Below are 21,532 nucleotides of genomic sequence, written 5' to 3' on the forward strand. Positions count from 1 at the left end.
CTTCCACCTTTCCATTGTTAGAAGGCGGAGAATTTTGGGGGATCGCATTTGGCTGGCTTCTTTGCATTTGTCGCGATTGTCATACTTTTCCTCCTGCTGATCGACACGCGCGGCCGGCTCAAGCGCGCCGAGGCGACGCTGCAGGAAGCCGCGAAGCGGATCGGCGCGCTGCAACGCCACGCCGGCCTGCTGCCGCCCAAGCCGGGCGAGACGCCGTCGCAGGCACGCGCAGCCGCCACCGCCCCGCTTTCATCGCAACCGGTCGGTACGCCCAGCCCGGCACCGGCCGCGCCGCCGCCCTCTCGCTCGCCCTGGGCGCCGCCGTCTCCGGAAACGCTCGACCGCTGGAAGCCCAAAACCGACGAACCGGTCCCCGCGCAACAAGAGGAGGCGCCGGAACCGGTCGCTCCGCCGCAGGATGAGGCGCCCGCCCCCATACCCGTACCCGCGGAAGAGATCGTTCCGGCCGCCGCCCCGGTTGCCGCCGCCAGCGCGCCGCTTCCGGCGGTGTCGGAGCCGGTGCCCGACGAAGAACTGACGGAAGAGGAAGAAGCCGGGGAAACGGCCGCCGCAGCGCCCGCCAACGCCGAGGCCGAAGCGGATGTTCCGGAACCCGAAGCGGAGCCGGTCGCGGCACGCGCCGCCGCGCCGCCGCCAAAACCGCCCGCTCCGCCCGCGCCTCCCGCCAGCATGGCGCAGCGTTTCGAAAATCTGTTCGGCAAGACGCTGCCGATCTGGGCCGGCGGGATCACGCTGGCAATCGCCGGGGTACTCATCGTCCGTTATGCGATCGACGCGGGATTCTTCGCGCGCGTCTTCACGCCGGGGGTACAGGTCATCGCGGGCGTCCTCTTCGGCCTCGGGCTGATCGGCGGCGCCGAATATGCCTGGCGCAACGAGGACAAGGTGCGCGACCTGCGCGTGCCACAGGCGCTGTCGGGCGCAGGCATCGCGACGCTTTATGCCGCCATATTGGTCGCGGCCAACGTCTATGGCCTGATCGGGCCGCTCGCCGCTTTCGTCGGGCTGGCGGCGGTCACGGCCGCCGCGCTCGGCCTGTCCTTGCGCTTCGGGCCACCGAGCGCGCTGCTCGGGCTCGCGGGGGGCCTTGCCGCGCCGGCGCTGGTCGGCGCGATGCAGCCCAATGTGCCGCTGCTCGCGGTCTATCTCGGCCTCACCATCGCGGGCCTCACGGGCGTGTCGCGGATGAAGCGCTGGCCCTGGCTCGCGCTCGCCGCACTTGTCGGCGGCGTGGGGTGGAGCCTGTGGATGGTCCTCGCAACGAGCGCGCTCGACACGCTCGGGTCGCTCTCGATCGGCGGCTTCGTGCTGCTGCTCGCCCTAGCGCTGCCGATGCTGGCGTTCGACGGCCCGCGAGCGGCGGTCCTCCGCGCCGGGTCGGCGATCGTCGGCGCGCTGCAACTCGCGCTGCTCGTCGGCTATGGCGGTTTCGCACCGCTCCACTGGGGCCTGTTCGCGCTGCTCGCGGCGGCAGGCCAGTGGCTCGCCTGGCGTGAAAAGGACTTCGCGATCGTGCCATCGATCAGCCTCGCGCTGTCGGTGATGCTGCTCGCCGTGTGGCCCGATCCGAGCGGCTACTGGTTCACGCTGATCGGGCTGGCGCTCGCGGCGATCCATGCACTGCCGCTGCTCGCTCGGCTGTGGAGCGTGCCAAAGACGCTGCGCCGCACGCTCGAACTGTGCGGGCTGCTACTCGCAGCGGTGCCGCTCACCAAATATCATTTCTGGCATATCGCCGACGCGACGCTGGCGCTCGTCGCCCTCGGCGGCGTGCTGCTCGCCGGCGCGGGCATCGCGCGCGGGTGGAAGGTCGAGGATCGCGCCGCGGACACCCGCTTCGCATGGCTGACCGCCACCGGCGGCATCCTGCTCGCGCTCGCGATCCTGCTCGTCCTGCCGCACTGGATGGCGCCCTTCGCTATCGGCGGTGTCGCAGCGGCGCTGCTCTTTTTCGGCAAAACGGCAAAGGATCGGCGGATCGAACCGATCGCCGCCGCCTTCGTCGGGGCCGCGCTGGTGTCGCTGGTCGCGACCCCGCTCGCGCTCGCCGAACTGCCGCGCCTCGTCATCGGCGCGGGTGACGGGTTCGCCACGCAGGCGCTGCTGCGCTGGGCTGGCCTCGCCGCCTTGCTCGCGTTGTTCGCGGGCAAGGCCGAGGATCGCTTTTTCCGCGCCGCGTCGCTCGCGATCGCGGGCGGGCTGGCCTATGGCATGCTCGCACAGATCGTCCCGGGCTGGAGCCTGACGCTGGCGATGGGCGCGGTGACGGTCGGGCTCTTCCTGCTCGCACGGCGCGGCGCGTCGCTGCCGGTCGAACTCCTGTCGGCGGGCTTCGGCCTGCTCGCGCTGATGCTGCTCGCTGCGACCGGCCCCAATCTGGTCGCGCAGTGGAGCCGCCTGTTCGGCAGCGACGCCGTCGTCGGCGCCACCGATATGATCCGCTGGGCGGGCATGACCGCGCTGCTGGCGCTGTTCGCGGCGAAGGCCGGTCAGCCCATCCTCCGCTTCGCCGCACTGACGATCGCGGGCGCGCTGACCTATGGCACGCTGGCGCAGGTCGTGCCGGGCTGGAGCCTGCCGCTCGCGATGGGCGCAGTGGCGATGACGCTGTTCGCGATCGCGCGGCGGCGTGCATCGCACCCGGTCGAATTGCTCTCGCTCATCTATGCCCAGCTCGCGGTGCTGCTGCTCGCCGGCACCGGACCGCATCTGGTCGCGCAATGGACTCGCCTCTATGGCAGTGACGCAGCGGTCGGCGCGACCGAGGTCCTGCGCTGGGCCGGACTCGCCTTCGCCGGCCTCGCCTATGCCCTATGGTCGGGCACGCCGATCATTCGCCGCGCGGGTCAGGTTGCGGCGGCGCTGCTCGCTTATGGTGCCTTCGCGCAGGTCATCCCCGGCGCGTATCTGATGCTCGTGCCCGCAATCGGCGGCGCGGCGGTGTTGTTCGCGGCGCGGCGCATCGCGCTCGCGCGTGTCGATGGCGCGGCGGCGAGCTTTGTCGCACTCAGCCTCGCCTGGGCGGCCTTGCCCGTCGCGGCGTGGGCGGTCGAGGCGCTGATGTCGATCGCCGGCCAGCCGATGTTGCTCGAAAGCCCCATGCTCGCGGTCGACCAGTTGCTGCTGCGCCTGCTGGTTCCCGCCGCGCTGTTCGCCGCGCCGCTATGGCTGATCCGCGCGCACTTGCCGCGCTGGCTGTTGCTCGCGGGACTGGCGACCGCCGGCGTCGTCGGCGGGATCGCGGTCCATTGCCTCTATCGTCTCGGTTTCGCGGCGGCGTTCGGGGGCGATTTCGTCGCCACCGGGGTCGGCCAGCGGCTCGTCTGGGAGGCGTTGCTGATCGGCGGCGGCTGGCTCGCGATGACACGGCGGTGGATCGGCCTCGCCCGTCCGCTCGTCCTTGCCGGGACCGCGCACGCGGTCTGGTACGGGCTGATGCTCCACAATCCCTTATGGGCCGAGCAGACGGTCGGCGGCTGGCCGGTCGCCAATTGGCTGGTCCCGTTGTTCCTGCTGCCCTGGCTGGGGTTCACGCTCATCGGCCGGCTGTTCCCCGGTGCGCCCGCGATATACGGACGCGCGGTCCAGCTCATCACAATGCTGTTCGTCGCGGGCTTTGCCTGGGCGACGCTGCGGCAGCTCTTCCACCCCGCGCTGCTGATCGAACCGGGGGTGACCGCGACCGAGAATATCCTGCGATCGATCCTGATCCTCGCACTCGCGATCGGTTTCCTGCTCTGGGGCATCCGCAAGGGCCGCCACGACTGGCGCATCGCATCGCTGATCCTGATGCTGGGGGCGGTGGGCAAGGTGTTCCTGTTCGACGCCTCGGGGCTCGAAGGGCTGCTGCGTATCGGCTCGTTCGTGGTGCTGGGTTTCAGCCTGATCGGGATCGGCTGGCTCTACAGCCGCCAGCTCGCGCGCCCGGCGGCGGAGGATGACGGGAAGGCAGCGTGACGACCCTCCTGTGGCTGGTCGCCGCGATCGGCCTGCTGCCCCTGGTCATCGGCATGGCGCGGCTCGGCGGCGGCGGGCCGCGCATCGACGCCCGCGGTTTCGTCGCCTCGGTGCTGCTCTGTGCGCTGGCGTTCAGCCTGACCTTCCTCGTGCAGGAACTCGGACTCGTCCTGCCCAAGGCACTGGTGCCGGGACTCGACCCGATCCTTTACCACAACGACCATGACTGGTCCGGCGACGCGCCGGTTGCCGAACTGCTGCAGGGCGGCGGCGCGGTCGCGACCTTGCTCAGCGGATTGCTCTTCCTGTGGCTCGCGGGGCGAATTTCGCCCGCGCGCCCGACGTTGCGGCTCTTCGCCTTCTGGATGGCCTTCCAGGGTCTGTTCCAGTCGCTGAGCCAGGGCGCGGTCGGCAGCCTTATCGCGGGCAATGACGTCGGACGCGCGCTGGGCTGGCTAGGCGCCGGGCCGGTGGCGAAAGGCGCCTTACTGCTGGTCACGATCACCGCGATGGCGCTGGCCGGACGCGCGCTCGCGCGGCGCTATCCGTTTGGCGGCGACGAGCGGGCGACGGCGCTGCAGTTGATGGCGACGCTCGCGCTCGCGATCCTGCTGATCGTCCCGTTCCGCGTCCCGCGCGAACCGGTCGAGGTCGTGCTGATCCCGCTGCTCGTCCACCTGATCGGGTCGGGCTGGCTGGTGCTGGGCCTCGCGACCGCAAGGGTCGACGTCGCCCCGGCTCCTGCCGCACCCGCAATTGTGGGGCCGCTGGCGGCGCTGGTCGCACTGCTCGCCATCTTCCAGCTCGTCCTGAGGACCGGCATCGCGTTCTAATAGGTAGGTAAAGGTGGGACGATTCTGTTGCCCGGCTCGTCCCCAGCCGCTGGTATCCGATTCTGTTGCCCGGTTCGGTCCGAACCGCGTTCTATTTGAATAACCTTAGGCCGTGAGGCTTATCGGTTACGCAGCCAGAGCGAGTGCTTCGTTATCGTTAGCACCTATTGGTTTTGAGCCTTGAACGGGTTACTCAGCCCGGGCAAAAACACCGTCTTTGAACACACGTCGATCCTAGTTCGGCCCCGTCAGAAACCCGATCTTCCTTGCGGATCGTCGGGTTTGTGGTGGAGCCGCCGGGTACTGCCCCCGGGTCCGCTGTGTCTATTACACGGCACCATTTATCACCATAGTCGGCCGAAACCGACAGCGTGCATATAGGAAGCCCGCCCGCGCTTGGAAAGGGCGCGGACGGGCGAAGCCTTGAAAAACGGTGGAAAATTATTTCTTGCGTAGCTCGTCGCGAATTTCGGTGAGGATATCGACCTCGGTCGGCCCCGCCGGCGCGTCGGGGCCGCGACGCAACACCTTGTTCACCCATTTGACGAGCAGGAAAATGATGAACGCCAGGATCAGGAAATTGATCACCGCGGTGATGAAGGCGCCATAGCCGATCATCGCGACGCCGGCCTTTTTGAGCGCGGCATAATCGGTCGCGGCGATGCCATCGGGAATGCTGCCAAGCAGGATGAACTTGCTCGAAAAATCGACCCCGCCGAATATCCAGCCGACCAGCGGCATGATGAGGTCCGCGGTCAGCGATCCGGTGATCGTGGCGAAGGCGCCGCCAATGATGACACCCACCGCAAGGTCCATGACATTGCCCTTGGCGATAAATTCCCTGAATTCTCCCAACATCTTGCTGCTCCCCGAGTGGTTGGTCCCGAGCGCCGAACCTGCCGCGCGGATTGCACAAAGGCAAGCGCCATCCTATGTACTGTATTGTTGCGGCAAAACGCCGCCGGAGGGAGCTTGTTACCATGTCCTATCGTTCTGCCCGTTGGTTGATCGTGCCGGTTGCGGCGATGTCGCTGTCCGCCTGCGGCATCAACAGCGTTCCGACCAAGGAAGAGGCCGCCAAGGCGAAGTGGGCGAATGTCGAAGCGGCCTATCAGCGCCGCGCCGACCTGATCCCCAATCTCGTCGAAACCGCCAAGGGTGCATCGAAAATCGAACAATCGACGCTCGAGGGCGTGATCCAGGCGCGCGCGTCGGCAACGCAGGTCAAGCTGTCGACCGACGACCTCAATGACCCCGCGAAGGTGCAGGCCTTCCAGCAGGCGCAGGGCAATGTGTCGAGCACTCTCGGCCGCCTGCTCGCGACCGTCGAAGCCTATCCCGACCTCAAGAGCCAAGCGCGCTTCGCCGACCTGATGACCCAGCTGGAGGGCACCGAGAACCGCATCAATGTGACGGTTCAGGACTATAATGCCGCGGTGCAGGACTATAATACGACGATCCGCACCTTCCCCGACATCATCGGCGCTAAGATCGTCCATGGCGCGCAGCCGATGACGCCTTACAAGGCGATCACTCCCAACGCGAACGTCGCTCCGAAGGTCGATTTCGGGCAATAATATGCGCCGCCCTCTCCTTGCCGGCCCGCTCGCGATCCTGTTGGTCGCGAACGGCTGCAAGGAGGCGCCGCCACCCGAAGCCGCCACTTGCGGCCAGGTTCCGCAGATGGCGTTGCAGGGACGGGTGAACGACGCGGCGACCGTTCTGAGCGACGAGGAGGAGGTCCGCTTGACCCAGCGTCTCGCCCGATACGAAGCGCGAACACGGCATCCGATGGTTGTCGCAACCGTCGCAAGCCTCAACGGCGTCACGGTCGAGGATTTTGCGACCTGCCTCGGCAATCGCTGGGGCATCGGCCGAAAGGGTGAGAATGACGGAATTCTTATTTTGGTCGCGCCTAACGAACGCCGTGTTCGCGTCGCGACGGGAACCGGAATCGAAAAGCTGCTCTCCGATGAAAAGGCGAAGGCCGTGATCGACCAGATGACCCCCGGCTTCAAAAGCGGCGATTATGCGGCCGGCCTGACGACAGGCATCGAGGCCATCGCCGCACAGACGGGAGAGCCGCAATGAAGTCCATCCTGCTCGGCTGGGCGCTGGGCCTCTCTCTGCTCGCCGCACCCGCGAGCGCGCAGACCTTCCCCAAGCTCACCGGCCGCGTCGTCGACCAGGCCGACATCATCCCGCCCGCCGAGGAAGCCGCGCTCAACACCCAGCTCGAAGCGCTGGAGACCAAGACAGGGCACCAGTTTGTCGTCGCGACGGTCAAGGACCTCGAAGGCAACGACATCGCCGATTACGGCTACAAGCTTGGCCGCGACTGGAAGATCGGCGACGCGGCGAAGGACGACGGGGTCGTCTTCCTGGTCGCACCGAACGAGCGGCGGATGAACATTTCGGTCGGTTACGGCCTCGAACCCGTGTTGACCGACGCGATGTCGGGGCGGATCATCCGCGATACCGTGACCCCGCTGTTCAAGGCGGGCGACATGCCCGGCGGCATCCAGGCCGGCGTCAACGCGATCGCCGAGCAGATCCAGTTGACCCCCGAGGAAGCCGCGGCGCGCGCTGCCGCGGCCGACGCCGCGGAGCGCGACCGCGCCGACGACGGCGACATCGGCGGGCTGATCTTCGTCGGCTTCATCGTCTTTTTCTTCTTCATCCTGCCAATGCTGTCGAGCCTCGGTCGGCGCGGCAAGAAACGGCGGCGCAAGAACAGCCCGTGGGGCGCCCCGATCATCATCTGGGGCGACAATGACTGGGGTGGCGGCAGCGGCGGATCATCGTGGGGCGGTGGCGGCGGTTCGAGCTGGGGCGGTGGCGGCGGCTTTTCGGGCGGCGGCGGCAGCTTCGGCGGCGGCGGCGCCTCGGGCGGCTGGTAGGAGCAGGGACAATGCCACGCAAAGTCAGCCATGTGAGCGAAGCCGACCACGACATCGTCACGACCGCGGTCGCCGCGGCGGAAGCGCATACCAGCGGCGAGATCGTCACCGTCATCGCGGCGCAGTCGAACGATTATGACGATGTCGCGCTCGTCTGGGCGAGCATCGTCGCCTTCGTCGCGATGTCGGTGATCGCGCTGTTCCCCGATTTCTATCGCACCCTTTATGACCGGCTGACCGGCGGCTGGGGCTATGAGCTCACCGCCAATCAATGGCTTGGTACGGTGATCGCGATCGGCGTGCTCAAATGGATCGGCATGTGGCTGATTTTGCTGTGGCGCCCGCTGCGGTTCGCACTCACGCCGGGAGCGATCAAGGCCGCACGGGTGCGCGCCCGCGCGATCGACCTGTTCAAGGTCGGCACCGAGGCCAAGACATTGGGCCGCACCGGCATCCTGCTTTACGTCAGCCTGAAAGAACATCGCGCCGACATCGTCGCCGACGAGGCGATTGCGGCGAAGGTTTCACCCGATGTCTGGGGCGATGCGATGGCGGCGCTGATCGAGCATGTTCGCGCCGGCCGGCCGGGCGAAGGCATGGCCGAGGCGGTACGCCAGATGGGCCTGGTGCTCGCCGAACATTTCCCGCGCGGCAGCGAAAACCCGAACGAACTGCCCGACCGCCTGATCGAACTTTAAAAAGGACAAACAATGGCCCGCCCCGCCCCCGACACCCCCATCGAAACACAGTGGGAGGGCCGCTTCATCACGGTCAAGCAGCAGGGGACATGGGAATATGTCTCGCGCTCGCGCGGCATCCACGCCGCGGTGATCCTGGCGATCGACGAGGCCGCCGACGGGCGGCACATCATCCTCGTCGAGCAATATCGGGTGCCGATGGGCAAGAATTGCATCGAACTGCCCGCGGGGCTCGTCGGCGACGACCATGCGGGAGAAGCGTCGGAAATCGCGGCCGCGCGGGAACTGGACGAAGAGACCGGCTATGCCGCCGCGAAGTGGCGCACGGTCGGCGAGTTTTTCAGCTCGCCGGGCATGGTCAGCGAGAGCTTCACCCTGCTCGTCGCCACGGGGCTGACAAAGGTCGGAGAAGGCGGCGGGGTCGATAGCGAGGATATCATCGTCCACCGGGTGCCGCTGAACGGCATCGAGGATTTCATTGCGGCAAAACGCGCCGAGGGTTGCGGCATCGATGTGCGGGTGGCGATGCTGCTGGTCGGCGGATTGCTGAACAGCGTCTGATCGCACGCCAATCCCTCTAATCCGTTTGTGTCGAGCGAAGTCGAGACACCCATCGGGCGGGCGTTTGCCTTCGGGGTGTCTCGACTGCGCTCGACACAAACGGGAATGGGACGTTACCGCCCCTTGAACCGCCACCGCAACAACGGCCGCGCCAGCAGCAGCCCGGCGATGAAACCGCCGACGTGCGCCCAGATCGCGATATTGCCCAGCCCCGCTCCGCCAGCGAAACCGATGAGCAGTTGCAGCCCGATCCACGCCGCGGCGAGCCACAAAGCGCGCACCCAATGGCCGGGGATCGGCCCGATCGCCGCGGTGCGCGTGCGGCTGAAGATCAGCGCATAGACCGCGACCAGCGCCGAAATCGCCCCGCTCGCGCCGATCACGACAACGAGCGATCCGGGGTCGGCGATCCATTGCGCCAGCGCGCCGGCATAGGCCCCGGCGACGAGCAGGAACGCCGTCGCCGACGACCCGAGCGGCGCCTCGAGCTGGCGGCCGATGAAGATCAGCATGATCATGTTGAAGACGAGGTGCATCACCCCGCCGTGCAGGAACGCCGACGACAGCGGCGTCAGCGCAAAGGGCAGCATCGTCCCCGGCGGCGCGATCAGCTCGCTGCCGAACCGCCCGGGGATGAAGCCCGCGCCGATGAAAGCCTGATGCTCATAGCCGGTGATCGCGAGCAGGACGAAGACGATGACGCACGCCGCCGCATAGCCGGTGATCACGGGGGTGCGGGCGGCGTTCATCGACGCTGCGCCGGTCAGACGAATTCGATCTTGGTCACCACATAATATTTATCGCCGGCGGGAACCGTCACCTCGATTTCGTCCTCGACGCGGCGGCCGATCAGCGCGCGGCCGAGCGGCGAATTATAGCTGATCTTGCCATCCTTGGCGTCGGCTTCGGCCTGGCCGACGATCTGGTAACGCAGCGGCTTGTCGTCCTCGTCGGCGAGGGTGACGGTCGCACCGAACACGATCCGGTCGCCCGACAGCGTCGTCGGGTCGATCACCTGCGCGCGCGAAAGCTTGTCTTCGAGATCGCCGATCGTCGCTTCGACCTGGCCCTGACGCTCTTTCGCGGCGTGATATTCGGCATTTTCCGAAAGGTCGCCATGCGCGCGCGCTTCCTCGATCGCGTCGACGATCAGCGGTCGCTCGGCCTTGAGCGCAGTGAGCTGCGTGCTCAGCTTCTCATAGCCTTCTGCCAGCATCGGCACCTTTTCAACGCTTGCCATTATCCCATTGTCCTTCGTCAATAATCCGCCGCCAGCGAAACTTCGCCGGGCGGCTGCGCCGCTGTTTCCGTCAATGTCGGGGGGTGGAGCGGTCTCTCAATAATAGTCCTGAAGCGGCTTCACTTCAAGACTGTGCGCGCGCAATGCGCCGATCGCGTGGGTCGCGGCGTCGCTGCCCGCCGCCGTCGTGTAATAAGCGACGTCGGCCGCGAGCGCCGAGGCGCGGATCGACTGCGAGTCCTGCAGGCTCTGCCAGCCCTCGGTGGTGTTGAAGATCAGCTGCACATCGCCGTCCTTGATCCGGTCGACGATATGCGGGCGGCCTTCGGCGACCTTGTTGACGCGTTCGACGTCGATCCCCTGCCCCGCCAGATAGTCGGCGGTGCCACCGGTCGCGATCACCTTCCAACCCCAGCCCGCCAGGCGGCGGACCGATTCCAGGATGCGCGGCTTGTCGCTGTCCTTGACCGACACGAACACCCGGCCGTCGGTCGGCAGGCGGTCGCCCGCGCCGAGCTGGGCCTTGGCAAAGGCGAGGTTGAAATCGCTGTCGATTCCCATGACTTCGCCGGTGGACTTCATTTCGGGCGACAGCACCGGGTCGGTCCCGGGGAAGCGAGCGAAGGGGAAGACCGCTTCCTTCACCGCGACATGTTTGATGTCGCGGTTGATCTTCGGCAGGTCGGCAAGCTTCTCGCCCGCCATCACCCGCGCCGCGATCTTGGCGATCGGCGACCCGACGGCTTTCGCAACGAAGGGCACGGTACGGCTGGCGCGCGGGTTGACCTCGATCAGGTAGACCTCGTCGCCCTTGACCGCGAACTGGATGTTCATCAGCCCCAGCACGCCGAGCGCGCGGGCGAGCGCCTCGGTCTGGCGCTCGATTTCGGCGACGGTCTCGGCGGGCAGGCTGTACGGCGGGATCGAGCAGGCGCTGTCGCCCGAATGGACCCCGGCTTCCTCGATATGCTGGAGCACGCCCGCGACGACCACGTCGGTGCCGTCGCAGAGCGCATCGACATCGACCTCGATCGCATCGCGCAGGTAACGGTCGATCAGCACCGGCGAGTCGCCCGACACCTGCACCGCGGTCTCGATGTAATTTTCGAGCTGCGCCTGGTCGTCGACGATTTCCATCGCGCGGCCTCCGAGCACGTAGGACGGCCGCGTCAGCACCGGGTAACCGATGCGCGTCGCGACCGCGATCGCTTCCTCGCGGCTGCGTGCGATGCCATTCTCGGGCTGCTTGAGGCCGAGCTTGTTGACCAGCGCCGCGAAGCGCTCGCGGTCCTCGGCAAGGTCGATCGCGTCGGGCGAGGTGCCGAGGATCGGGATGCCGGCATCCTCCAGCGCCTGCGCGAGCTTCAGCGGGGTCTGGCCGCCGAACTGGACGATGACGCCGACGAGCGTGCCCTTGGTCATTTCGACCGCGAGGATTTCAAGCACATCCTCGGCGGTCAGCGGTTCGAAATAGAGGCGGTCCGACGTGTCATAATCGGTGCTCACCGTCTCCGGGTTGCAGTTGATCATGATCGTCTCATAGCCGGCCTCTTCGAGCGCGAAGCAGGCGTGGCAACAGCAATAATCGAACTCGATCCCCTGCCCGATGCGGTTCGGACCGCCGCCGAGGATGACGATCTTCTTGGCGTCCGACGGATTGGCCTCGCATTCGGGTTCGCCGAAGGTCGGGGCTTCGTAGGTCGAATAAAGATAGGGCGTCTTGGCCGCGAATTCGGCGGCGCAGGTGTCGATCGTCTTGAAGACAGGACGCACGCCGAGCTTGTGCCGCAGCGCGCGCACTTCCATTTCGGTGACGCCGCCGGTCATCGCCTTCACGGCTTCGTGGATCAGCCCGCTGCCGCGCGCGGTCGCGCGGGCGGCGCCGGGGCGCAGATGCGCCGACTTGAGCGCCAGATAGGCAAGGCGCTTGTCGGAGAAGCCCATGGCCTTGAGCGCGCGCAGCCCTTCGGCGTCGCGCGGCAGGCCGTTTTCCATCACCGCATTTTCGGCGGCGACGATTTCGGCGATGCGCTCGAGGAACCACATGTCGTAACCCGCGACGCGGTTGATCTCGGCGAGCGGTAGCCCTTCGCGGATCGCCTGCGCGGCGTTGAGCAGCCGGTCGGGGGTGCGCTGGGCGAGTTCGCTGCGCAACTGGTCGTGGCTCGCGCCGACGAGACGATCGACGAAGTTGAAGCCGCTGAGGCCGGTCTCCAGCCCGCGCAGCGCTTTCTGCATCGATTCATGGATCGTGCGGCCGATCGCCATCACCTCACCGACCGACTTCATCGCGGTCGACAAGGTCGACTCGGCGCCCTTGAATTTTTCGAAGGCGAAGCGCGGGATCTTGGTGACGACATAGTCGATCGTCGGTTCGAACGACGCCGGGGTCACCCCGGTGATGTCGTTCATGATCTCGTCGAGCGTGTAGCCGACCGCGAGTTTCGCCGCGACCTTGGCGATCGGGAAGCCCGTCGCCTTCGACGCCAGCGCCGACGATCGCGACACGCGCGGGTTCATCTCGATGACGATCAGGCGGCCGTCCTTCGGATTCACCGCGAACTGGACGTTCGACCCGCCGGTCTCGACCCCGATCTCGCGCAGGCACGCGATGCTCGCGTTGCGCATGATCTGATATTCCTTGTCGGTCAGCGTCAGCGCCGGCGCGACGGTGATGCTGTCGCCGGTGTGCACGCCCATCGGATCGACATTCTCGATCGAACAGATGATGATGCAATTGTCCTTGCGGTCGCGCACCACCTCCATCTCATATTCTTTCCAGCCGAGGAGCGATTCCTCGATCAGGACCTCGGTGGTCGGCGAGGCGATCAGGCCGCCGCGGACGATATGCTCGAACTCCTCGCGGTTATACGCGATGCCGCCGCCGGTGCCGCCGAGCGTGAAGCTGGGGCGGATGATCGAGGGGAGGCCGGTGCGCTCGAGCACCGCGAACGCCTCGTCGAGCGTATGCGCGATGCCGCTGCGCGCGCTCTCCAGCCCGATCTTGGTCATCGCGTCGCGGAACTTGATCCGGTCCTCGGCCTTGTCGATCGCCTCGGCATCGGCGCCGATCATCTCGACGCCGTACTTCGTCAGCGTGCCGTCGTTGAACAAAGCCAGCGCGGTGTTGAGCGCGGTCTGCCCGCCCATCGTCGGCAGCACCGCGTCGGGGCGCTCCTTGGCGATGATCTTCGCGACGATCTCGGGCGTGATCGGCTCCACATACGTCGCGTCGGCGAGGTCGGGATCGGTCATGATCGTCGCGGGGTTCGAATTGACGAGGACGATGCGATAGCCCTCCTCCTTCAACGCCTTGATCGCCTGCGTCCCCGAATAGTCGAACTCGCACGCCTGACCGATAACGATCGGGCCGGCGCCGATGACGAGGATGGATTTTATGTCGGTTCTTTTGGGCATCAGAATTCTTTGTCCGATATGGTAACGGTGATGTTGGTTCCGCTTGCAGCCTTGATGGCGCAATCGATGGTCTTGAAATTCTTGGGTTCGATCGGGATAGCGACCCCGACGCTATGTGTAAGCGTAGTGGCGAAATCGCGCCCGCCGCAGGCCCAAACGGCCTTCATCGCCGACGAGTCGGATTTCGGATCCAACTCGTCGCCGTCCAGCCTGACATAGGCGACATTATCGGCGTCGGACGCCGACAGCATGGCAGGCAGCGTCGCCGCGACCAACCCAACCACGATACCGATCGCAAGCCAGACAAGGCGCGTTCGCCTCACTGCACATTCCGATCGACGCCGATCTGCGGGTCGGTCCCACCGACCTCGGCGATGAAGTCGAGCACCGGCCGCGCCGTCGCCGCGACCCATGCCGCATCGGGCACCACATCCTCATATTCGAAGATCAGATGATGCCGCCCGACCCCGCGCGCTTCGCCGAACCCGCGCGCCTCGGCGAGCTGCACCGCCTCATAGGGCAGGCGCCGCGCGCAGGTGATGTTGAGCCGCACCCCCGCGCCCCAGCGCTCGGGATGCGCTACCGCATCGGCGGCGAGCGCGTCGAGCTGGTCGGCAAAGCTCATTTGAGCCCGCCCACGAACTTCTCGAACAGGTAAAAGCTGTCCTGCGGCCCCGGGCTCGCCTCGGGATGATATTGCACGCTGAACGCGTTCTTGCCGGTGATCGCGATGCCGCAGTTCGATCCGTCGAACAGGCTCTTGTGCGTCTCGACCACGCCGCCCGGCAGCGTCGATGCGTCGACCGCGAAGCCGTGGTTCATGCTGGTGATCTCGACCACGCCGTCGCCATCATCGCCGCCGACGCGCTGCACCGGATGGTTCGCGCCGCGATGCCCCTGGTGCATCTTCACCGTCTTCGCCCCCGCGGCAAGCGCGAGCAGCTGGTGACCGAGGCAGATGCCGAAGATCGGGACATTGCGCTCGAGCAGCCCCTTGATCACCGGCACCGCATAGTCGCCCGTCGCAGCGGGATCGCCCGGGCCGTTCGACAGGAATACACCGGCGGGGCGCAGCGCGACGATCTCGTCGAGGCTGGTCTTCGCGGGCACCACCGTTACCCGCGCCCCGGCCTTGACCAGATTGCGGAAGATATTGTCCTTCGCGCCATAATCGACCGCGACGACATGCGGCGCGGCATCACCGGCACGCTTGTGCGCAGAGACGTCATAGCCCGACCCCAAGTGCCACACCCCGGCATCCCACGCGCCCTGGCGTTCGCGGGTCACCGTCTTGGCGAGGTCCATCCCCTCCAACCCCGGCCAGCCCTGCGCGAGCAGCAGCAGCCGGTCGATGTCGAACTGGCCGTCGGGGCTGTGCGCGACGACGCCGGTCGGCGCGCCGCCATCGCGGATGCGGCGGGTCAGCGCGCGGGTGTCGATGCCGGCAAGGCCGATCAGCCCCTGCGCCTTCATCCAGTCGGGCAGCGTCTGGACGCTGCGAAAGCTGCTCGGCGCGGTCGGCAGTTCGCGGGTGATGCACCCGATCGCGGCGCGCTTGTCGCGTTCCATATCCTCGGGGTTCGCGCCGACATTGCCGATATGCGGAAAGGTGAAGGTGATGATCTGCCCCGCATAGCTCGGGTCGGTCAGGATTTCCTGATAGCCCGTCATCGCGGTGTTGAAACAAATCTCGCCCACACCCGCGCCCGCGGCGCCATATCCGATGCCCCACAGGATCGTCCCGTCGGCAAGGACGAGAACGCCGGTCGCGCCGGCAGGCTGGCTTTTGGGCGCGGCAGAGGGGTTGGCTGGTGCCATTCAACATGCTCCGGACGATGGGCTAAACGGCCGATCAACTAGGCAGCAAAAATGTGATTCACAAGCTATCGAATTTCAAAAATTGCCGTTAGAGAGGGCCTTTCCGAAATTTGCAGCGCATGGGAACACGTAATGATTCGTGACGACATCAAGGCTGCGCAGGTCGCCGCGATGAAAGCCGGCGACAAGGCGCGGCTCGGCACCATCCGGCTGATGCTGGCCAAGATCAAGGACAAGGACATCGAACTGCGCACCGGCACCGCGCCGGCCGACGACGATGTTCTGGTCACCGACGTGCTCCAGAAAATGGTCAAGCAGCGCCGCGAGTCGATCGCCATGTACGAACAGGGCGGCCGCCAGGAACTCGCCGACATCGAGGCCGCCGAGGTCGTGGTGATCGAGGATTTCCTGCCCGCACAGCTTTCGGACGACGAAGCGCAGGCGGCGATCAAGGCGATCGCGGCCGAACTGGGCGCGGCGAGCCTGAAAGACATGGGCCGCGTGATGGCGGCGGTGAAGGAACGGCACGGGTCCGAGCTCGACATGAGCAAGGCGAGTGGTTGGGTGAAGGCGGCTTTGAGCTAAATCTCGAACACGGCCTTTCCTTTCCGTTCGTCCCGAGCGAAGTCGAGGGACGTGCTGCGTTGCGCCAAACCAACGTGTCTCGACTTCGCTCGACACGAACGGGTATGGGGAAGAATGGCGTTCTGGACCTATATCCTGCTCTGTTCTGACGGCCGCTATTACACCGGACACACCGACGATTTGGAACGCCGTATTGCCCAGCACCAACATGGCGGATTTTGCGACTTCACGTCGCGCCGAAGGCCGGTGACTTTGGTCTGGTCGCAAGATTTTGGGACCCGCGTCGAAGCGCTGGAGGCCGAGCGTCGGATCAAACCTTGGTCGCGCGCCAAAAAGGAAGCGTTGATACGCGGCGATTGGGCGATGGTAGGCCATTTCGCCAAGCCCCCGCACGAACGCCCTTCCCTCCCGTTCGTCCCGCAGGAAACCGCCCCCTCTCCGTTCGTCCCGAGCGAAGTCGAGGGACGCGAGGCCGGGCACCAACGTGTCTCGACTTCGCTCGACACAAACGGAGGTGGGCGCATGGCCGAGCGGGAGGGGAACCCATGACCCTCACCCCGCAATGGCTCGACGAACTCCGCGCGCGCGTCACCCTGTCGACCCTCATCGGCCGCACGGTGAAGGTCACCCGCGCCGGCCGCGAGTATAAGGCGTGCTGTCCGTTCCATAACGAAAAGACGCCCAGCTTCACGATCAACGACGAAAAGGGCTTCTACCACTGCTTCGGTTGCTCGGCGCACGGCGACGCCATCCGCTGGATGACCGACCAGCGCGGGCTGTCGTTCATGGACGCGGTCAAGGAACTCGCCGGCGAGGCCGGGATGGAGGTTCCCGCCGCCGATCCGCGCGCCGCGAAAAAGGCCGAGGAGGCGGCCAGCCTGCGCGACGTCGTGCAGGGCGCCGCCGACTGGTTCACCCAGCAACTCGGCAGCAGCAACGGCGCCCCGGCGCGCGAATATCTCAAGAAGCGCGGCATTTCGGACACAACGCGCCAGGCCTTCGGTTTCGGCCTCGCCCCCGACAGCCGCAGCGCGCTGAAAGACGCGCTCAAGAAATTCCCGACCGCGATGCTCGTCGAATCGGGCATGCTGATTTCGGTCGACGACAAGGACCCCTACGACCGCTTCCGCGGACGCCTGATGATCCCGATCCGCGACGCGCGCGGTCGCGTGATCGCGTTCGGTGGACGCATATTGGGCGATGGCGAGCCCAAATATCTGAACTCGCCCGACACGCCTTTGTTCGACAAGGGGCGCACGCTCTACAATCTCGACAAGGCGTCGCCCGCCTCGCGGCAGACGAACCGGATCATCGTCGTCGAGGGCTATATGGACGTCATCGCGCTCGCCGAGGCGGGGATCGCCGACGCCGTCGCGCCGCTCGGTACTGCGCTGACCGAGGCGCAGCTCGGGCTGATCTGGCGGATGGTGCCGGTGCCGGTGCTCTGCTTCGACGGCGACGCGGCGGGACAAAAGGCCGCGATGCGCGCCGCGATGCGCGCGTTGCCGCTGCTGCGCCCCGGCTTCAGCCTCGCCTTTGCGACCCTGCCCCCGGGCCAGGACCCCGACGATATCGTCCGCGCGCGCGGCGCCGAGGGCTTCGGCGCGCTGCTCGACGAGGCGCAGCCGCTCGTCGAGCGCCTCTGGGCGCATGAGGTCGCGGCGGGGCCGCTCGCGACCCCCGAGGAACGCGCCGCGCTCAAGACCCGCCTGCTCGCGCACGCCGACGGCATCGAGGACGCCGACGTCCGCCACCATTATCGCGAGGCGTTCCGCGAACGGCTCGACGGGCTGTTCGCGCGCAAGCAGCCCGAGCGCGGGCCGCGGGTTCCCTGGGCACCGCAGGCTCCACGCGGCGGCAACCGCCGCTTCGCCCCCGATCCGCGATTGCAGCCCCCGGGCGACGAAACGCGCAGCATCGGGCAGGCGGGTATCGCGGGCCACCTGCTCGCCGCGCTGCTCGGCGGATTGCTGCGCTATCCGGCGATGCTGCGCCGTCACGAGGAAGCGCTGAGCCGGCTCCCGGTGGCCGATCCCGGCGACGCCGAACTGCTCGGCGCAATGCTTGACACGGTAATGCGGCAAGAAGGGCTTGATACTGAGGGCTTGCTTGCCATATTGGAGCCAATGAAAGTGTATAATAGGGCGACGACATTGCTCAGAGCCGATGGAATGCACTTCTCGTTCAATCGCATGCTGGACAGCAAGGATGGGGCCGATACGGCACGGGAAACCGCGCTTCGCGACCTCGACGAATATATCGGCGTGCTCGTGACGCAGCCCGAAATCCGCGCCCGACTCGCCGAGGCGACCGCGGATTTCCAGCGCACGATGGACGACGAAGGCCTGGCGCGGCAGCAGAAACTGCGCGCGATGGACGAGGATTTGACCCGCCGCTTGGCCGCGCTGTCCGAAAACAGCCACCAAGTCTGAAATTTAGAGCCCTTTAGGCAGGAACCACGAATGGCCACCAAGAACACCGCCGCCGAGACCGAAGCCGATACCGACGGCCCGCTGATCGACCTCAACGAGGCCGATGTCAAAAAGCTGATCGCGCGTGGCAAGAAGCGCGGTTACCTGACCTATGACGAGCTGAACGCGGCGCTGCCGCAGGACGAAATGTCGTCCGAGCAGATCGAGGACATCATGTCGGCGATTTCCGACATGGGCATCAACATCGTCGAAAGCGACGAGGATGTGCAGGAAGAGGCCGACGCCGAACCCGACGACGAAGTCGATGTCAGCGCCGGTTCGGGTTCGGTATCGAACCCCGCGATCGAAAAGAAGAAGGAAGTCGTCGACCGCACCGACGACCCGGTTCGCATGTACCTGCGCGAAATGGGCGCGGTCGAACTGCTGAGCCGCGAGGGCGAAATCGCGATCGCCAAGCGTATCGAGGCCGGCCGCGACACGATGATCCTCGGCCTGTGCGAAAGCCCGCTGACCTTCAACGCGATCATCGAATGGTCGAACGCGCTGAACAACGGCGATATGCAGCTGCGCGAGATCGTCGATCTCGAAGCGATGCTGTCGAAGGACCCCGCCCCCGAGAATCTCGAGAACGCCGAAGAAGCCGACGACGGCGAGATCAGCGAGAAGACCGCCGGCGTTTCGTTCAAGGACGAAGACGAAGTCGAGGACGAGCCCGCCGCAGACGGCGACGACGAGGACGGCGAAGGCTCGTCGGGCAAGCGCGAGAACTTCGAAGAGGATGAGGAAGACAACACCCTCAGCCTCGCGGCGATGGAGGAATTGCTCAAGCCCGACGCGCTCGAGAAATTCGCCAACATCACCAAGAGCTTCAAGGCCTTCTCGAAGCTGCAGGAAACCCGGCTCGACGCCTTGTCGGGCATCGGCGAATTCCCCGCGGCGTCGGAAAAGAAATATCACAAGCTGCGCGAGGACCTCACCGCGCAGGTCGAAGGCGTGCAGTTCCACAACACCAAGATCGAATATCTCGTCGATCAGCTCTACAGCTACAACCGCCGACTGACCGCACTCGGCGGCCAGATGCTGCGCCTCGCCGAGCGCCACAAGGTGCCGCGCAAGGCCTTCCTCGACAATTATGTCGGGCGCGAGCTTGAGGAAACCTGGCTCGAAGCCGTGGGTTCGATCGACAAGAAATGGGCGGCGTTCGCCGAAAACGAAGCCGGCGCGGTCGACCGTATCCGCATCGAAATCAGCGAAATCGCTCAGGCCGCGGGCATGAGCCTGACCGAATTCCGCCGCGTCGTGAACATGGTCCAGAAGGGCGAACGCGAAGCGCGCATCGCCAAGAAGGAAATGGTCGAGGCGAACCTGCGCCTCGTGATCTCGATCGCCAAGAAATACACGAACCGCGGCCTGCAGTTCCTCGACCTCATCCAGGAAGGCAATATCGGCCTGATGAAGGCGGTCGACAAGTTCGAGTATCGCCGCGGCTACAAGTTCTCGACCTATGCGACCTGGTGGATCCGCCAGGCGATCACCCGCTCGATCGCCGACCAGGCGCGCACGATCCGCATCCCGGTCCATATGATCGAGACGATCAACAAGCTCGTGCGCTGCAGCCGCCAGTTCCTCCACGAAAGCGGCCGCGAGCCGACCCCCGAGGAAATGGCCGAGCGTCTGTCGATGCCGCTCGAAAAGGTCCGCAAGGTGATGAAGATCGCCAAGGAGCCGATCAGCCTCGAAACGCCGATCGGCGACGAGGAAGACAGCCACCTCGGCGATTTCATCGAGGACAAGAACGCCGTCATCCCGGTCGATGCCGCGGTGCAGTCGAACCTCAAGGAAACGGTCACCCGCGTCCTCGCATCGCTGACCCCGCGTGAGGAGCGTGTGCTCCGTATGCGCTTCGGCATCGGCATGAACACCGACCATACGCTCGAGGAAGTCGGCCAGCAGTTCAGCGTGACCCGCGAACGTATCCGCCAGATCGAGGCGAAGGCGCTCCGCAAGCTGAAGCACCCGAGCCGCAGCCGCAAGATGCGCTCGTTCCTCGATCAATAAGCCGGCTTCGCTCTCGGGCGACGGGACGCGAAGGTTAAAAAAGGCGCGGGCGTGATGCCCGCGCCTTTTCTTTTGCGCGTTCGATACGGGGTGAGCGACGCCCACCCAGCGCGTCTTAAATGCCGTCCAGACCCTTGCTGACCAGGATATTCACCGCAACACGGCGGTTCTGGGCCTTGCCCTCGACCGTGGAATTGTCCGCCGCCGGGTCCGCTTCGGCCATCCCGGTCGGGGTCAGCATGCGATAGGGTTTCCAGCCGCAGGACTGCTGAAGATAGTTGACGACGCGCGCCGCGCGCTTTTCGCTAAGCTCCTGGTTGAACTCCTGGCTTCCGGTCGCATCGGTATAGCCGACGACCAGCAGCAGCGCGTTATCCATCCCCTCGGCTTGCGAGGCGGCGGCGCAGAGATCGGATTGCGCCTGCGCCGACAGCACCGCCTTGCCGGTGTCGAAGTTCACGTTCGTCGTGCTTTTGACATTATATTGGTCGATGTCGCCGACACGGCCGCGGAGCGCTTCGGTCGCGGCCGCCTGTTCGCCGAAGCGCTGGTCAGTGCCGGTATGGATCATCGACGCGGTCCTGAGGTCCTTGGTCTTGAGCGCGATCTGGTTCGCGACCAGGCCGCCGTCCCACTGCAGGGTCTCGACGGCGACCGGCAGACCGTTGAGCAGCGAACCCGCCGCGAGCTTGCTGCGACCAAGACCCAGGAACCCGCCCTTGCCCTTGATCTTCGTATAGTCGGCGATGGCGATCGTCGTATTGCTGCCGTCGGCGGTCGTGACCTGCATCCGGCCGTCGCTGCGCGCCGAGATGATGCCTTCGACCTTGGGCCCTTCGGTCATCTGTTCGGGCGAAGGCAGCGTGCCATAGACGGTGGTCATGACTTCGCCCTCGGACGAGTCCTGCGGCTGCGCCGCCACGCTGATCGTCGCTGTCCCGGCCAGCATCGCCGCCAGCAGCAAAATTCTCGGACTTTTGGAAACGGCACTCATACGCTACTCCTGCAAAGC

Annotated in this window: 19 protein-coding genes and 1 other RNA gene; 11 read left to right on the forward strand and 9 right to left on the reverse strand. The window is 66.0% G+C overall.

The genetic code is table 11. From position 1 onward, the window contains the following. The first annotated feature begins 48 nt into the window (after nucleotides 1–48). Nucleotides 49–3,978 (forward strand): DUF2339 domain-containing protein, encoded by a 3,930-nt coding sequence (locus AC3WS4_RS22035; RefSeq protein WP_492740418.1) that lies wholly within the window; start codon nucleotides 49–51, stop codon nucleotides 3,976–3,978. Next, a complete protein-coding gene (locus tag AC3WS4_RS22040) occupies nucleotides 3,975–4,811 on the forward strand; it encodes a hypothetical protein (protein ID WP_492740419.1) in 837 nt (278 codons plus the stop codon). Before AC3WS4_RS22035 ends, AC3WS4_RS22040 begins: the two co-directional genes overlap by 4 nt. A gap of 51 nt (nucleotides 4,812–4,862) precedes the next feature. Here AC3WS4_RS22040 and ssrA read toward each other — a convergent pair. Both ssrA and mscL read right to left on the reverse strand, forming a co-directional pair. After that, nucleotides 4,863–5,218: a transfer-messenger RNA gene (gene ssrA, locus AC3WS4_RS22045) on the reverse strand. Between the two features lie 34 nt (nucleotides 5,219–5,252). Then, nucleotides 5,253–5,669 carry a large conductance mechanosensitive channel protein MscL gene (gene mscL, locus AC3WS4_RS22050; RefSeq protein ID WP_056346527.1) on the reverse strand — a complete coding sequence of 139 codons (417 nt, stop codon included), beginning with the start codon at nucleotides 5,667–5,669 and terminating at the stop codon, nucleotides 5,253–5,255. Between the two features lie 122 nt (nucleotides 5,670–5,791). Between mscL and AC3WS4_RS22055 the strand changes: the two genes are divergently transcribed. The 5 genes from AC3WS4_RS22055 to AC3WS4_RS22075 are packed head-to-tail and all read left to right on the forward strand — an operon-like array spanning nucleotide 5,792 to nucleotide 8,970. Continuing rightward, nucleotides 5,792–6,388 carry a LemA family protein gene (locus tag AC3WS4_RS22055; protein ID WP_156377643.1) on the forward strand — a complete coding sequence of 199 codons (597 nt, stop codon included), beginning with the start codon at nucleotides 5,792–5,794 and terminating at the stop codon, nucleotides 6,386–6,388. A 1-nt stretch (nucleotide 6,389) separates the two neighbouring features. Continuing rightward, nucleotides 6,390–6,902 (forward strand): TPM domain-containing protein, encoded by a 513-nt coding sequence (locus AC3WS4_RS22060; protein ID WP_492740420.1) that lies wholly within the window; start codon nucleotides 6,390–6,392, stop codon nucleotides 6,900–6,902. Then, nucleotides 6,899–7,711 (forward strand): TPM domain-containing protein, encoded by an 813-nt coding sequence (locus AC3WS4_RS22065; RefSeq protein WP_492740421.1) that lies wholly within the window; start codon nucleotides 6,899–6,901, stop codon nucleotides 7,709–7,711. The genes AC3WS4_RS22060 and AC3WS4_RS22065 overlap by 4 nt, the downstream gene beginning before the upstream one ends. Before the next feature lie 11 nt (nucleotides 7,712–7,722). Continuing rightward, nucleotides 7,723–8,409: a TPM domain-containing protein gene (locus AC3WS4_RS22070; RefSeq protein ID WP_492740422.1), complete on the forward strand. Its 687-nt coding sequence runs from the start codon at nucleotides 7,723–7,725 to the stop codon at nucleotides 8,407–8,409. A 12-nt stretch (nucleotides 8,410–8,421) separates the two neighbouring features. Continuing rightward, nucleotides 8,422–8,970, forward strand: coding sequence for an NUDIX hydrolase (locus AC3WS4_RS22075; protein WP_492740423.1), 549 nt, complete (start codon nucleotides 8,422–8,424; stop codon nucleotides 8,968–8,970). A gap of 113 nt (nucleotides 8,971–9,083) precedes the next feature. Here AC3WS4_RS22075 and AC3WS4_RS22080 read toward each other — a convergent pair whose 3' ends face one another. The 6 genes from AC3WS4_RS22080 to carA form a co-directional block, all read right to left on the reverse strand. Continuing rightward, nucleotides 9,084–9,719, reverse strand: a complete 636-nt coding sequence (locus tag AC3WS4_RS22080) for a rhomboid family intramembrane serine protease (protein ID WP_492740424.1) — start codon at nucleotides 9,717–9,719, stop codon at nucleotides 9,084–9,086. A gap of 14 nt (nucleotides 9,720–9,733) precedes the next feature. Then, nucleotides 9,734–10,210, reverse strand: coding sequence for a transcription elongation factor GreA (greA, locus tag AC3WS4_RS22085; RefSeq protein WP_056346516.1), 477 nt, complete (start codon nucleotides 10,208–10,210; stop codon nucleotides 9,734–9,736). A 96-nt stretch (nucleotides 10,211–10,306) separates the two neighbouring features. After that, nucleotides 10,307–13,627: a carbamoyl-phosphate synthase large subunit gene (gene carB / locus AC3WS4_RS22090; RefSeq protein ID WP_492740425.1), complete on the reverse strand. Its 3,321-nt coding sequence runs from the start codon at nucleotides 13,625–13,627 to the stop codon at nucleotides 10,307–10,309. After that, nucleotides 13,627–13,950 carry a hypothetical protein gene (locus AC3WS4_RS22095; protein WP_492740426.1) on the reverse strand — a complete coding sequence of 108 codons (324 nt, stop codon included), beginning with the start codon at nucleotides 13,948–13,950 and terminating at the stop codon, nucleotides 13,627–13,629. Before AC3WS4_RS22095 ends, carB begins: the two co-directional genes overlap by 1 nt. Then, nucleotides 13,947–14,252: a hypothetical protein gene (locus AC3WS4_RS22100; protein ID WP_492740427.1), complete on the reverse strand. Its 306-nt coding sequence runs from the start codon at nucleotides 14,250–14,252 to the stop codon at nucleotides 13,947–13,949. Before AC3WS4_RS22100 ends, AC3WS4_RS22095 begins: the two co-directional genes overlap by 4 nt. Next, complete coding sequence (carA, locus tag AC3WS4_RS22105) at nucleotides 14,249–15,445, reverse strand: glutamine-hydrolyzing carbamoyl-phosphate synthase small subunit (protein ID WP_492740428.1); 1,197 nt, start codon at nucleotides 15,443–15,445, stop codon at nucleotides 14,249–14,251. The genes AC3WS4_RS22100 and carA overlap by 4 nt, the downstream gene beginning before the upstream one ends. A 132-nt stretch (nucleotides 15,446–15,577) precedes the next feature. On the opposite strand from carA, the gene AC3WS4_RS22110 reads away from it, so the two are divergent. From AC3WS4_RS22110 to rpoD, 4 genes are all read left to right on the forward strand, one after another. Next, nucleotides 15,578–16,030, forward strand: coding sequence for a GatB/YqeY domain-containing protein (locus AC3WS4_RS22110; RefSeq protein WP_187141813.1), 453 nt, complete (start codon nucleotides 15,578–15,580; stop codon nucleotides 16,028–16,030). A gap of 114 nt (nucleotides 16,031–16,144) precedes the next feature. Next, nucleotides 16,145–16,579, forward strand: coding sequence for a GIY-YIG nuclease family protein (locus AC3WS4_RS22115; RefSeq protein ID WP_492740429.1), 435 nt, complete (start codon nucleotides 16,145–16,147; stop codon nucleotides 16,577–16,579). Further along, nucleotides 16,576–18,462 carry a DNA primase gene (gene dnaG, locus AC3WS4_RS22120; protein WP_492740430.1) on the forward strand — a complete coding sequence of 629 codons (1,887 nt, stop codon included), beginning with the start codon at nucleotides 16,576–16,578 and terminating at the stop codon, nucleotides 18,460–18,462. Before AC3WS4_RS22115 ends, dnaG begins: the two co-directional genes overlap by 4 nt. 30 nt (nucleotides 18,463–18,492) lie before the next feature. Further along, nucleotides 18,493–20,520, forward strand: coding sequence for an RNA polymerase sigma factor RpoD (rpoD, locus tag AC3WS4_RS22125; RefSeq protein WP_056346500.1), 2,028 nt, complete (start codon nucleotides 18,493–18,495; stop codon nucleotides 20,518–20,520). Between the two features lie 115 nt (nucleotides 20,521–20,635). Here rpoD and AC3WS4_RS22130 read toward each other — a convergent pair whose 3' ends face one another. Continuing rightward, nucleotides 20,636–21,514 (reverse strand): OmpA family protein, encoded by an 879-nt coding sequence (locus tag AC3WS4_RS22130; protein ID WP_492740431.1) that lies wholly within the window; start codon nucleotides 21,512–21,514, stop codon nucleotides 20,636–20,638. Nucleotides 21,515–21,532: the final 18 nt, after the last annotated feature.

It is taken from the genome of Sphingopyxis sp. EU05-FHT14B03, from assembly GCF_058790875.1.

Bases quoted from the DNA above. Each gene is read 5' to 3' on its own strand.
- mscL (WP_056346527.1), bottom strand. From the start codon at position 5,669: ATGTTGGGAGAATTCAGGGAATTTATCGCCAAGGGCAATGTCATGGAC.
- AC3WS4_RS22115 (WP_492740429.1), top strand. From the start codon at position 16,145: ATGGCGTTCTGGACCTATATCCTGCTCTGTTCTGACGGCCGCTATTAC.
- AC3WS4_RS22110 (WP_187141813.1), top strand. From the start codon at position 15,578: ATGATTCGTGACGACATCAAGGCTGCGCAGGTCGCCGCGATGAAAGCC.
- carA (WP_492740428.1), bottom strand. From the start codon at position 15,445: ATGGCACCAGCCAACCCCTCTGCCGCGCCCAAAAGCCAGCCTGCCGGC.
- AC3WS4_RS22100 (WP_492740427.1), bottom strand. From the start codon at position 14,252: ATGAGCTTTGCCGACCAGCTCGACGCGCTCGCCGCCGATGCGGTAGCG.
- rpoD (WP_056346500.1), top strand. From the start codon at position 18,493: ATGGCCACCAAGAACACCGCCGCCGAGACCGAAGCCGATACCGACGGC.
- AC3WS4_RS22080 (WP_492740424.1), bottom strand. From the start codon at position 9,719: ATGAACGCCGCCCGCACCCCCGTGATCACCGGCTATGCGGCGGCGTGC.
- greA (WP_056346516.1), bottom strand. From the start codon at position 10,210: ATGGCAAGCGTTGAAAAGGTGCCGATGCTGGCAGAAGGCTATGAGAAG.
- carB (WP_492740425.1), bottom strand. From the start codon at position 13,627: ATGCCCAAAAGAACCGACATAAAATCCATCCTCGTCATCGGCGCCGGC.
- AC3WS4_RS22075 (WP_492740423.1), top strand. From the start codon at position 8,422: ATGGCCCGCCCCGCCCCCGACACCCCCATCGAAACACAGTGGGAGGGC.
- AC3WS4_RS22065 (WP_492740421.1), top strand. From the start codon at position 6,899: ATGAAGTCCATCCTGCTCGGCTGGGCGCTGGGCCTCTCTCTGCTCGCC.
- dnaG (WP_492740430.1), top strand. From the start codon at position 16,576: ATGACCCTCACCCCGCAATGGCTCGACGAACTCCGCGCGCGCGTCACC.
- AC3WS4_RS22070 (WP_492740422.1), top strand. From the start codon at position 7,723: ATGCCACGCAAAGTCAGCCATGTGAGCGAAGCCGACCACGACATCGTC.
- AC3WS4_RS22060 (WP_492740420.1), top strand. From the start codon at position 6,390: ATGCGCCGCCCTCTCCTTGCCGGCCCGCTCGCGATCCTGTTGGTCGCG.
- AC3WS4_RS22130 (WP_492740431.1), bottom strand. From the start codon at position 21,514: ATGAGTGCCGTTTCCAAAAGTCCGAGAATTTTGCTGCTGGCGGCGATG.
- AC3WS4_RS22055 (WP_156377643.1), top strand. From the start codon at position 5,792: ATGTCCTATCGTTCTGCCCGTTGGTTGATCGTGCCGGTTGCGGCGATG.